The following is a 12093-nucleotide window of genomic DNA, read 5'->3' on the forward strand; positions in this document are numbered from 1 at the left end:
GGGAGCGCGGGTCAGCCCGCGCGCAGGGAGCCGGTGCCGGTGGGGGACTCCGGGTGTGGCCCGGGGTCCGCGGCCCTGCCGACCACGCCGTCGGCCACCAGGCGCTCGAACTCCTCACGCGAGCAGCCCAGCTGGTCGAGCAGGATCTCGTCGTTGTGTTCGCCCAGCGCGGGGCCGGTGCCGTGCACACGACCAGGGGTGCGGGTGAGGTTCGCGATGAGTCCCTGCATGCGCAACGGTCCCAGACGCGGGTGGTCGACGGTGGTGGTGCTGCCCCGTTCGGCGAAGTGCGGATCCGAGGCGATGTCGGCGATGGAGTACACCGGGCCGACGGTGGCGCCGAGCGCCTCGAAGGTCGCGAGCACTTCGTCGTTGTCCCGTGCCCCCACCCAGGCCGCGATCGCTTCGTCGATCTCGTCGCGGTGCGCGAACCTGCCGGTGATGTCGGCGAACCACGGCGCTTCGGCGAGGTCGTCCCGTTGGACGGCACGCAGGATGCGCCGCGCCATGGACGTGGTGGCGCCGGAGAGCGCGACCCAGCGCCCGTCACGGGTCTGGTAGCAGCCCCGCGGGACGTTGAAGTCGGTGCGGCTGCCCTGACGTCGGGGTACCAGGCCGAGCTGGTCGTAGGCGGACACCTGCGCGCCGAGGATCCAGAACAACGGCTCGTAGATGGACAGGTCGACGACCTGCCCCTCCCCGGTGCGTTCCGCGTGGCGCAACGCCGTCATCGCGGCGAACGCACCGGCGAGCGCAGCGACGCCGTCCGCCAGTGGCCACTGCGGGAGCACCGGAGGGCCGTCCTCGGGTCCGTTGGTGTCGGCGAACCCGGACATGGCTTCGGCGAGGGTGCCGAACCCCGGCCGGGCTCGGTACGGGCCGGTCTGGCCGAAGCCGGACACCCGGACCACGACCAGGCGCGGGTTGATGCGCAGCAGTTCCTCCGGATCGAGCCCCCACCGTTCGAGCGTGCCCGGCCGGAAGTTCTCGACGAAGACGTCGGTCTCCGACAGCAGCCGGCGCAGCAGATCCGCCCCGCGCGGATCGGACAGCGCCAGGGTGATGTCCCGCTTGTTGCGCCCGACGAGCGCCCACCACAACGATTCGCCGTCCTTGTGCCAGGCCCAGGAGCGCAAGCCGTCGCCGCGCGGGTGCTCGACCTTGATCACGTCGGCGCCGAAGTCGCCCAGCAGCGTCGTGATCATCGGTCCCGCGTAGATCGTGGCGGCATCGACCACGCGCACGCCACTGAGCGGGAGCCGATCGGAAGGGATCGTGTCAAACATTTGATAAAATGTAGCCGACGGGGGGAACCATGGCAACCTCGCCCCGGAGGGCGTTCCCGCGCTCGACCCGGCGGCCGCGTGGTCACCGGCGGACGCCACTGGCGCCGCGTCCGCCGGTGACGACCGTCCGGTGTGCGCGATGCAGGTCAGGCCGGGTGGGACATCTGCCGGTCAACCGCAGCGGAGTGGCTCCGCTCGGCGGCGGTGACGGTGTTCTGCAACAGCATGGTGACCGTCATGGGGCCCACCCCGCCCGGCACCGGCGTGAGGTACGACGCCTTCCGCCGGACTCCTTCGAAGTCGACGTCGCCGACGATCCGGCGGCTGCCGGGCTCCCGGTTGATCCCGACGTCGATGACGACCGCGCCCTCGCGCACCATGTCGGCCGTGACGAGACCGGGCACGCCCGCGGCGACGACGAGGATGTCCGCCAGCCGCGTGAACTGGGCGAGGTCGCGGGTCTTGGCATGGCAGATCGACACGGTGGCGTCGTGGTTGACGAGCATCAGGCTCAGCGGCTTGCCCACGATGTTGCTGGCCCCGACGACGACCACGTTCCGCCCGGCGACCTCGATGTCCTCGTGGGCGAGCAGTTCCAGCACCCCGGAGGGCGTGCAGGGCGGGAAGAGCGGCTCGCCCACCACCACTCCGCCGACGTTGGCGGGGTGGAACCCGTCCACGTCCTTGCCCATGTCGATGGCCTCCAGCACCCGCCGGACCTGCACCTGCGGGGGCAGGGGGAGCTGAACGAGGATGCCGTGGACATCGTCGCGGTGGTTGAGGTTGCCGATCAGCTCCACCAGCTCGGCCGTGGTGACCGTGGCGGGCAGGTCGTACCGGACCGAGGAGATCCCGGCCCGCGCGCACGCCCGTTGCTTGTTGCGGACGTAGACGTGCGACGCGGGGTCGTCACCGGCCAGCAGGACCGCGAGCCCTGGCACCACGCCGGAACGCGCGCGCAGCCGTCGCACGCGGACGGCCAGCTCCTCCCGGATGCGACGGGAGATCGCGTCACCGTCGATGAGGCGGGCGGTCACCTCAGCGGCCCAGCGCGTTCGTGCCGCCGGTGGACCACGCGGAGTAGGCGAAGGGAACCGGGGCCACCGTCGCCCGCACCTCCACCTGCCGGTGCCGCTCCACCCTGGGCTTGCGCGACCCACCACCGGGCTCGCCCCACAGCACGACGACCTCGGTTCCCGGTTCGGCGTGCGCGGGGTCGACCATCGCGAGGGAGAGCATGCGGCGCTCGTTGGCCGAGTAGCCGCAGAAGGTCGAGAGCCCGGCCGGTTCTCCGTCGGCCAGCACTTGGTCACGTTGCCCGAGCGTCGCGTAATCGGCGAGCGGGAAGTCGATGAACTTCGCCGGGGTGCCCTCCTCCAGCAGGGAACCGAGGACCGCCAGTACGTCGTCGCGGTTCCAGACGAGCGTGACCTTGCGGCGTGCCGCGCCCGGGTCCATGCGCTCGAGTGCTTCCCTGCCGATGAAGTCGTGGTCGAATGTGACGATCTTGCCGTAGCCGAGGTCGAACGGTGTCGTGTAGTAGTCCGCGATACTGTCGCCGCGGAAGCTGCCCGCCAGCTGCCACCGCCCCTCCCAGCCGTCCGCGGGCAGCCATTCCCGGTACTCGCGCAGCGCCGCACTGGTGTAGATGGCCGGCACCGGGCCCGCGATCCAGCCCGACTCCTGGGTAGCGCTGTAATAGGCCGTCATACCGCCCTGGACGAGCCCGAATTCCTCGCCGGCACGCAGCAGGGCCTCGTGCACGATCTTCTCAGCGGCGTAGGGGCCACTGATCTCGTACGCCTTGTGGCGCCCCGCCATGCCGTGGCGGAGCACGAGCAGCTCGACGCCCGCGACACTGGTGGTGAAGGTGCGGAAAAGTCCGGGATCGGGGATGGGCGCGCCGGCGGCCTTCTCGAAGATGGCCGCCGCGTGCGGTCCGTCGAGCTGGTAGCGGAACCGGGTCCGGCGGCCGCTGGTGTTCTCGGCCGTGTTGTTGTCCCTGACGAGGTCGACCTTCCAGCCGCCGATACCCGCCTGGTACTCGATCCAGTTCAGCAACGGCATGCTGCTGACGAGTTCGTAGCTGTCGTCACCGTGCGGGTAGAGGATGCAGTCGCCGATCACGTAGCCCTCCGGCGTGCACCCGACGAACTGCTTGGCCCGTCCCGGTGCGAGGTTGGCGAAACTGTTGACGCCGACCCGGTTCAGCAGCGCGCGGGCGTCCGGCCCGGTCACGAACAGCTCGGGCATGTGGTGGGTCTGGTTGAACAGCACCGCTGACTCGCGCCACGCGATCTGTTCGTCACGCCAGTTCGAGAACTCGGCGGGAATCGGGAACCGCCCGGCCTGCGCGCGGGTGTTGAGCCCCGGGCTGTCGTGGTAGAAGTACCCGACGAGGTCGGGGTTGCGGTCGAGCAGATCCTGCAGGGACTGAACGTGTGCGGGCATGACCGGGCCCTTCCTGTGCGAAAAACGGACAATCGTTGATGTGGTGTGCTGGTCACCCGCCGCGCAGGCGTTGTTCGACCTCCAGCGCGAGCAGGTTCCCGGCCACGTCGTGCACCCGCAGCAGGTCGACCCCGTTCGCGGCGAGGAGTGCGCTGAGCACGGCGGTCGCGAGGTCGCGGCGGGCGAGACTCGTGTCCGGCCCGGACACCTCGGTGAGCAGCCGTTTCCGGCTGGCGCCGACCAGAACGGGGAAACCGAGATCGCGGATCGCCTGGATGCGCCCGAGCAGACGCCACGACTGGCCCGGGTTCTTGGAGAACCCGATGCCGGGGTCCACGATGATCCGCTGCGGTTCGATACCGGCGCCGATCGCGGTGCGCGCCCGCTCGTGCAGCTCGGCGGCGACGTCCGCGGCCACGTCGGGGTAGGTCTCGCTCCGGTGCTCGGGAACCTGGCTGGATCGCCAGTGCGTCAGGACATAGGGGGTGCCGAGCCCGGCGACCGCCGGGAGCATCGCCGGGTCGGCGAGTCCGCCACTGACGTCGTTGACCATGCGGGCGCCCGCGTCGACGGCACGGCGGGCGACCTCGGCCCGCATCGTGTCGACCGAGACGCGGATACCTCGTCGTGCCAGGCCGCGGACGACGGGCAGCACGCGCGCGAGCTCGGTGGCCATGCTGGGGCGCCGTGCTCCGGGCCGCGTCGACTCGCCGCCGACGTCGATCCAGTCCGCGCCCTGCGCGGCCATGGTCTCGCCGTGCCGGATGGCCTCGGCCGTGCCGCGGTGCGCTCCGCCGTCGGAGAAGGAATCGGGGCTCACGTTGAGAATTCCCATGACGCGCGGGCGCCCGGTTCCGGCTCCGGCGAGCGCCGGAGCCGGAACCGGTGTGCCGTCCAGCCGCGCGGTCATTTCAGGACGACCGTCTTGTGCCCGTGCACCAGCACCCGGTTTTCGAGGTGGTAGCGCACCGCGCGAGCCAGTGCCAGGCATTCGGTGTCGCGGCCGAGCGCGGCGACGGCGGCGGCGTCCATCGCGTGGTCCACCCGCTGCACTTCCTGCTCGATGATCGGTCCCTCGTCGAGGTCCGCCGTGGCGTAGTGCGCGGTGGCACCGACCAGCTTCACGCCCCGGTCGTATGCCTGGTGGTAGGGGCGGGCCCCCTTGAAGCTGGGCAGCATCGAGTGATGGATGTTGATCACCCGGCCCCGCAGGCGTTCGCACAGCTGCGCGGACAGGATTTGCATGTACCGGGCGAGAACCACCAGCTCGACCTGCTGCTCCTCGACGATCTGCAGCAGCTTGTCCTCGGCGTCGGCCTTGGACGCGGCTTCGACGGGAAGGTGCACGAAGGGGATGCCCGCCACCTCGACGAGGCTTCGCCAGTCGGGGTGGTTGGACACGACGGCGACGACCTCCGCGTGCAGCTGGCCGGTGCGCACCCGGTACAGCAGGTCGTTGAGGCAGTGCCCGAACTTGCTGACCATGATCAGCACGCGGGGCCTGCGGCCGGCGTCGTCCATCCGCCAGTCCATGCCGAACGACCGGGCGACGTCCGCGAAACGGGCGCGGAGTGTGTCGACGTCCGGCTCCTGGCCGGTCAGGGTTTCGGCGGCGATCCGTAGGTAGAACCGGCCCGCGCCGCGTTCGCAGAACTGGTGGCTTTCGACGATGTTGAGGTCCTGCCCGGTCACGAAGGTCGACACCGCCCGGACGATCCCGGGACGGTCGGGGCAGGACAGTGTCAGCACGACCGCGCTCATGCCCGGGCCCCCCGCTGGGTGTCGAGCCAGTCCTGACAGGCCGCGACCTGGTTGAACGTGAAGACGTGCAGCCCTTCGACGTCATCGCCCCGCCCCGGCTGGCCGGCCAGAACCGCTCGCAGGAACGGAGCCGGATCGTAGGTCCGTCCCATGAGGACGTTGCCGACCAGGCCGTGCTGCTTGCCGAGGAAGCGCAGCGACTGGCCGACTCCGATGCGCAGCGACAGTTCGGTGAGCTTGGCGAGCTTCACCGGCCCGGAAACGCCGACGCGGACCGGCAGCGTCACGCCCCGCGCTCGCGCCTGCGTCAGCCACGACGTGAACGCCGTGGCGTCGAAGCACATCTGGCTGACCAGATAGGTGGCGTGGCTCTGCTTGCGCAGCAGTGCTTCCCAGAGGCGGTCGTCGTCGATGTGCGGATGGCCCTCGGGGTAGCACCCGACGCCGATCCGGGTGAACGGGTGCTCCATCGCCGCCAGGTCGTCGAGCAGTTCGGCGGCCTCGTGGTACTTGCCGGCGGGAGTCTCGGCGTCGCCGCCGATCACGTACAGGTCGGTCACCCCCAGATCGGCGACCTGGCGCACGAAATCCCGCAGCGACGCGTGGTCGCGGACCATGCGCGCCGCGAGGTGGGGTACGACCCGCCGTCCGGCGTTCGCGGCCACCGTGCAGTGCTCGAGGGTGCGGCTGAGGCCGAACTTGGGGGAACAGGTCACCGCGACGGTGGCCTTCTCGGACGTGCGCAGGATCTGCTCCTGCGCGCCCTTCAGGGGAATGACCTCCAGCGTGGCTTCGTCCAGCAACTGGAGAAGCCGCTGGGCGGTACCCGGGGGAGTGGCAGGCTGCTCGGCGGTCATCCGGCGTCCTCTCGGTCGGGTGTGCGATGACCAGCAACGCTAGGGACGCCGGAAGGTGGCGGCGAGCCACCAGGCGAACGGGTCGGGGCCGACTGGCGAACTCTTCGCGGGCGGGCCCGCGCGGCAGCTCGCCCATTGTGCGCGGGTTCGCTTTCCGGACCCGTCCACTTCGCTCAGCGGCTCTCCCGCGGGAAGACTCCGCACGGGTGTGGCTCGACCGGGACGCGGCTCGCACCGGCCGCGCGCTCACGAGCGGCCTCTTCGGTGGCGATCGCCGACGCGGAGGTGACCGTGACGGTGCGAACGGGCGCGGCGGGCTGAGGTGGGCGCGTCCTCACCCGGCTGTGGCCTGCTCCGCTCCGGCGGTGCGCCGCCCCGTACTCTGCAGCAACAGCCGGGTGGTCAGCTCGATGTGCTCGGCGAGCAGGGTGGCCACGGCCTCCCCGTCCCGCGCCACGGCGGCCTCGCAGATCGCCCGGTGCTCCGCCGCGAGATCGCGGTGGACCCGTTCGGTCTCCCCGGCCGACCAGTAGCGGTAGACCGCGGAGATCCTGCGCAGTCGTTCGGCGGCATCGAGGAGATGGCTGTTGCCGCAGCCCTGCAGCACCGTGTGGTGAAAGGTTTCGTGGCGGCTGATCCAGTCCTCGCTCACATCGCCGTCCTCGCCGGTGAGCGGGGCGCGGGCGAGCGCGTGGTGGGCCGCGAGCACGGCGCCCTCGTACTCGACGTCCCCGCGTTCGGTGGCCATGCGGGCCACCAGCGGCTCGAGCGCGACCCGGGCGTCGGTGAGGTCGCGGAGGCCGGACTCGGAGACGGTCACGACGCGGTAGCCCTGCTGCGCGGTGGCCGTCGCGAGCCCCTGCTCGGCCAGGCGGGGCAGCACTTCGCGCAGGACGCCGCTGCTGACGTCGTACCGGCTCTGCAGCTCGGCGAGCCGGAGCTTCTGCCCCGGCTCGAACCGGCCGCGGAGGATGTCATGGCGCAGGACGCGGAACACGGCGTCCGCGCGGGTACTGGCTGTGCCGTTCACGGGACGATCCTGCCATGGCTCGCAGTCAGGGTTAAATTGCGAGATTATCTTGACATTTCGAAATGGCCGCGGTCTAGTGGTGTCGCGGCGACGCCGTCGCGGAAAGGGGAATCCGAATGCGTCTCGGATCGATGGATGGTCGCGCGGTCATGGTCGAGGAGGGCGGGGAGCTCGCCATCGACGTGGCCAAGGCGAGTGAGGGCCGGTTCGGTCCCGGTATCCAGCTGATCTACGAGAACTGGCAGGCGTTCACGGAGTGGGCCGCGACCGCCGGACTCGGCCGCGAGCACGCCCGGCCCGTGCGGCGGGACGAGCTCGAGGCCCCGTCGCCCGCACCGCGGCAGGTGTTTGCCATCGGCCTGAACTACCGCGACCACGCCGACGAGTCCGGTCTGGCCCACCCCGAGGTCCCGCCCACCTTCACCAAGTTCGTCTCCTCCTTCACCGGCCCGGAGGGCGAACTGGTCCTGCCCGCGGACACCGTGGACTGGGAAGCGGAACTGGTCGTGGTGATCGGACGGACCGCGCGGCAGGTACCGGCGGCGCGGGCGTGGAGCCACGTCGCCGGGCTGACCGTGGGCCAGGACTACTCCGAGCGCACGCTCCAGCTCGCCGGGCCGGCTCCGCAGTTCTCGCTCGGCAAGTCCCATCCCGGGTTCGCCCCGCAAGGGCCGTGGCTGGTGACGCCGGACGCGCTGCCGCGCCTCGACGACCTGGAGGTGCGGTGCACGGTCAACGGTGAGACCGTCCAGCACGGACGTACCGGTGACATGATCTTCGGGGTCCCCGAGCTGATCGAGTTCCTGTCCTCGGTGGTGACCCTGACGCCGGGCGACGTCATCTTCACCGGAACGCCCGCCGGGGTGGGCGCGGCACGGGAGCCGCGGCGATTCCTCCGGCCCGGTGACATCGTGGAAACCACCATCGCGGGCCTCGGTGGCCTGCGTCAGATCTGCGTCGCGAAATGAGAGCGCCATGCCCCTGCACCGATTGACCCGCGTCACCATCGGCGTGCCCAACGTCGAGCAGACCCGCGCCTACTACACCGAGTTCGGTCTCACTCCCGCCGGCCACGGCCTGGCCACCACCGACGGTGGCGAGCAGTTGCGGATCGAGCACGCACCGCGCCGCCGCCTGCTCGGCATCGATGTCGGCGCCGACGACCGCGATGACCTCGACCGGATCCTCAGCCGGCTGCGCGCGCTCGATCTCGACCCGCTCGACGGCGGCGACCACGTGACGGCGGTGGAGCCGATCTCGGGGATCCGCACCACCGTCACCATCTCCGGCCGGATCAGCCAGGAGCCGGTTTCGACGCCCTACAACTTCCCCGGGAACCCGCAACGGCCCGACGTGCGCGCCCCCGGCGTCCTGCGCGAGGAAGCGGTGCGCCCCCGCAAACTCGGCCACGTCGTGCTGGGTTCGACCGACGCCGCGGCGACCCAGCGCTTCTTCACCGAAGGAATCGGGTTCAAGGTCTCCGATGTCGTTCCCGGCATGGCGGCTTTCCTGCGGTGTTCCACCGACCACCACAACCTGCTGGTGCAGCAGGCGCCGGTCGACTTCCTGCACCACACCTCCTGGCAGGTCGACGACGTCGACGAGGTCGGCAGGGGAGCGAGCGCCATGCTCGCCGCCGACCCGGGCAGGCACGTGTGGGGGCTGGGCAGGCATCACATCGGTTCGAACTTCTTCTGGTACCTCAAGGATCCGGCGGGCAACTTCTCCGAGTACTACTCCGACCTCGACTGCATCGTCGACGACGCGCTCTGGAAGCCGGGCACGTTCGAAGGAACACGAGCGCTGTTCTCGTGGGGCCCGCCGCCGCCACCGTCGTTCCTCGCGCCCGAGGATCTGGCGGCGGTCATGACCGGGGCGCACGCGCCGCACTGACCTCTCGGCATCGAAAAAGGAGCACGACAATGACGTCCACGCCCACCAGCGCCCCCGTACAGGACGGCTGGACCGAGCCACCCGCGCGGGTGGCCGGGCACCTGGCCGCGGTGGCGGCGATGTGGCAGGAGCTACCACAACTGCTGCCGAAGATGATCGCCGCCCCGGATGACTTCTTCGACGCGGAGGCCCCGATCGGTGCGATCGCCCGCCGCCTGGCGGCCATCCCGCGAACCACCGCGCCCCAGCCCTCCGCCGACGGCGAGGTCGAAGTGCTGGCAGGCACCGCGTTCACCCACCACTTCACCGACGCACCCGGCGACGGGGAGACCGTGCGGTGGCACTACGTCGAGAGCGGGCCCGCCGACGCCGAGCCGGTGATCTTCCTGCACGGCGTGCCGGACTCCTGGTTCCAGTGGCACCTGGTGATGGCGGCCATCTCCGACCGGTACCGCTGCATCGCCGTCGATCTCAAGGGCTACGGCCAGTCCGGCAAGCGCACCGGCGACTACCGGCAGGAAGGTGTCGCCGACCAGCTCATCGCCTTGCTGGACACGATCGGCGTCGACCGCTTCAGCCTCGTCACCCACGACCGCGGAACGCCGCCCGCGGATCACCTGGTCGCCAAGGTGCCGGACCGGGTCGTCCGCTACGGCCGGGGCCAGCAGCACCTGTGGCACCTGCACCCCACCCTGCACCCCCAGGAGCTGATGTTCACCGCGCCCACCGCCCCGTTCGTGCTGGAGGACGCCCGCACCACCACGATCGTCGCCTACACGGCCCTCGGGGCGAAACCGGTCGACGACGAACTCCTCGTCCGCACCATCGCGGAGTTCTCCTACCCCGGCATCAACACCGCCGTTCCCCGCTACTTCAACTCCTCGTCCTTCCGGCAGGAGTGGGTGGAGCGCCGCACCCGCCTGATGCCCGCCTGGCGCTGCCCGGTGCTGCTCCTGCAGGGCAGGGACGACCCCGGCCAGCCGTACGAGTTCTACCGCGACCCCGCCGTGCTGGCGATGCTGCCGGAGGGCAGCGGGCTGCACCTGCTGGACGCCGGTCACTTCTGGCCGTTCGAGGCTCCGGCGGAGGCGGCGGAGGTCATCCGCGGTTTCCTGGACGGCGAGAACTGACCACCCTGGCCCACCTTCGCGACGAGGAGTATCCGATGAGCACTGACATCGACGGCATGACCTGGGCGGGGCTGATGGAGCGCTCCCGCGGGCTCGGCCTGCACGCCGAGCAGCTGTTCCTGGTCCGCTCCACACCCGTCGACGGGTTCGGACCGGTCGAGGCGGCGCTGGCGGAGCACCTGCCCTACCAGAAGCGCCTGGAGGACAGCGGCGTGATGTTCGCGGCGGGCCCGCTGGCCTCCGCGGACGGGGCCGAGTGGAACGGCGAGGGCGTGTTCGTCTACCGCGCCGCGGACCTCGACGAGGCCACCCGGATGGCCGAGGCCGATCCGATGCACGCGCGCGGGGCGCGGCGGTTCGAGATCAGGGCGTGGTGCCTGAACGAGGGCAGCACCACCCGGTCACCGTAACCTGAATGACGGGACCACGATTCCCGTGACCGACATCCGGGGGCCGGCATGACCGCATCGATCGAGATCGCCCACCAGCCGCGCGTCGAGGACGCCGTGGGACGCTCACTCGCCGCCTACAAGCGTTACGAGACGCACGATCTCGACATCGCGGAGGTGGAGATCAGGCGGTTCATGGCGCCGGGCAGGCTACGGGCCTGCCCCGGCGACCGTGACGGCGTCGACGCACGCGCCTTCTACGCCGACACCGGTTCGGTGGGGGTCGGGCGGATGAGTTACGGAGCGGAGGTGACCGTCGACCGGCCCGCCGGTTCCCGGTACCTCGGCGTCGCGATCCCGCTGTCGGGCCACCTGCGCCTGTGGCGGGGCCGCGAGGCCGTGGACGCGCGGGCAGGGAAGTCCCTCGTCGTGATCGCGCCGCAGGGGCGCATCGTCACCGAATGGAGTGCCGACTGCGATGCCCTCATGCTGCGCGTCACGACCTCCGCGCTGGCTCGCGCGGCGCGCGTGCTGACGGGAGCCCACGAGCCCGACAGCCCGCCGCGATTCGTGCACCAAGTGCTGACGCTGGAGCAGGGGCACGCCGTGTACAGCGCCGCCAGGCTGCTCGCCGAGGTCTTCGGCCGGTACGACGACGTCACGGCCGTCCCCAACGGAGTACTGCACCAGCTGTCCGAACACGCGCTCAGCGCGGTCCTGCTCGGACTGGAGCACGACCTGAGCCGGCCCACCAGGCCGCCCTACCGCGCGGCACCGAGTGACGTGGTGCGCTCGGCGATGCGGATGGTCGAGGACGAGACCGCCGCGGAGTTCAACGTCAACGAGCTGGCGCGGCGACTGGGGGTCACCGCGCGCGCCCTCCAGCTGGGCTTCCGCCGCGCGCTCGACCGGACCCCGCGCGAATACATCCGACAGATCCGGCTCGAGCGGGCCCATCGCGAACTGCTGGCGGCCGACGCCACCGACGGCACCACCGTCACCGAGATCGCGACCAGGTGGGGGTTCTTCCACACCGGACGGTTCGCCACCGCCTATCGGGCCGTCTACGGCGTCACGCCGTCGGTGAGCCTGAAGGGCGGTACCGAGGAGGAGCGCCCGCCGCGGGTTGTCTGAGCCGTTGTGAGCTGCCGCGGATGCGGGAACGCCCCGTCCGGTGGGGTCAGCGGCAGCGGCGCCGGTCGGCGACACCGCCGTACAGCGCACGGCAACCCGGTACGCCTCGGTCGAATGACCGATGTCCCGTCCGCCATCCGGGCCTACCCTCCTCGCAACCGT

Annotated in this window: 12 protein-coding genes; 5 read left to right on the plus strand and 7 right to left on the minus strand. The window is 70.9% G+C overall.

What is annotated here, in order from left to right:
- Positions 1–11 precede the first annotated feature (11 nt).
- From HNR02_RS24520 to HNR02_RS24550, 7 genes are all read right to left on the minus strand, one after another.
- Positions 12–1286, minus strand: coding sequence for a CaiB/BaiF CoA transferase family protein (locus HNR02_RS24520; protein ID WP_179775462.1), 1275 nt, complete (start codon positions 1284–1286; stop codon positions 12–14).
- A gap of 146 nt (positions 1287–1432) precedes the next feature.
- Positions 1433–2323, minus strand: coding sequence for a bifunctional methylenetetrahydrofolate dehydrogenase/methenyltetrahydrofolate cyclohydrolase FolD (gene folD, locus HNR02_RS24525; RefSeq protein ID WP_179775463.1), 891 nt, complete (start codon positions 2321–2323; stop codon positions 1433–1435).
- A 1-nt stretch (position 2324) separates the two neighbouring features.
- On the minus strand, positions 2325–3737 hold the full coding sequence (locus tag HNR02_RS24530; protein ID WP_179775464.1) for an aminomethyl transferase family protein: 1413 nt from the start codon (positions 3735–3737) through the stop codon (positions 2325–2327).
- A gap of 52 nt (positions 3738–3789) precedes the next feature.
- Positions 3790–4647, minus strand: a complete 858-nt coding sequence (gene folP, locus HNR02_RS24535) for a dihydropteroate synthase (RefSeq protein ID WP_246338629.1) — start codon at positions 4645–4647, stop codon at positions 3790–3792.
- Complete coding sequence (gene purU, locus HNR02_RS24540; protein ID WP_179775465.1) at positions 4644–5498, minus strand: formyltetrahydrofolate deformylase; 855 nt, start codon at positions 5496–5498, stop codon at positions 4644–4646. The genes folP and purU overlap by 4 nt, the downstream gene beginning before the upstream one ends.
- The gene (locus HNR02_RS24545; protein WP_179775466.1) at positions 5495–6355 is read right to left on the minus strand and encodes a methylenetetrahydrofolate reductase; all 861 of its coding nucleotides are present in this window, start codon (positions 6353–6355) and stop codon (positions 5495–5497) included. Before HNR02_RS24545 ends, purU begins: the two co-directional genes overlap by 4 nt.
- 334 nt (positions 6356–6689) lie before the next feature.
- Positions 6690–7385, minus strand: a complete 696-nt coding sequence (locus HNR02_RS24550) for a GntR family transcriptional regulator (RefSeq protein WP_179775467.1) — start codon at positions 7383–7385, stop codon at positions 6690–6692.
- 116 nt (positions 7386–7501) lie between these two features.
- Here HNR02_RS24550 and HNR02_RS24555 point away from each other — a divergent pair, with 116 nt between their 5' ends.
- From HNR02_RS24555 to HNR02_RS24575, 5 genes are read left to right on the plus strand one after another with little or no spacing between them, the layout of a single operon-like run.
- Positions 7502–8353, plus strand: coding sequence for a fumarylacetoacetate hydrolase family protein (locus tag HNR02_RS24555; RefSeq protein WP_179775468.1), 852 nt, complete (start codon positions 7502–7504; stop codon positions 8351–8353).
- Between the two features lie 7 nt (positions 8354–8360).
- Positions 8361–9278, plus strand: a complete 918-nt coding sequence (locus tag HNR02_RS24560; protein WP_179775469.1) for a VOC family protein — start codon at positions 8361–8363, stop codon at positions 9276–9278.
- A 29-nt stretch (positions 9279–9307) separates the two neighbouring features.
- On the plus strand, positions 9308–10408 hold the full coding sequence (locus HNR02_RS24565) for an alpha/beta fold hydrolase (RefSeq protein ID WP_179775470.1): 1101 nt from the start codon (positions 9308–9310) through the stop codon (positions 10406–10408).
- Positions 10409–10443: 35 nt separating this feature from the next.
- A complete protein-coding gene (locus tag HNR02_RS24570) occupies positions 10444–10818 on the plus strand; it encodes a YciI family protein (protein WP_218903068.1) in 375 nt (124 codons plus the stop codon).
- Between the two features lie 48 nt (positions 10819–10866).
- On the plus strand, positions 10867–11931 hold the full coding sequence (locus tag HNR02_RS24575; protein WP_179775471.1) for an AraC family transcriptional regulator: 1065 nt from the start codon (positions 10867–10869) through the stop codon (positions 11929–11931).
- Positions 11932–12093: the final 162 nt, after the last annotated feature.

The organism is Amycolatopsis endophytica, assembly GCF_013410405.1.
GTDB classification, from domain to species: Bacteria; Actinomycetota; Actinomycetes; order Mycobacteriales; family Pseudonocardiaceae; genus Amycolatopsis_E; species Amycolatopsis_E endophytica.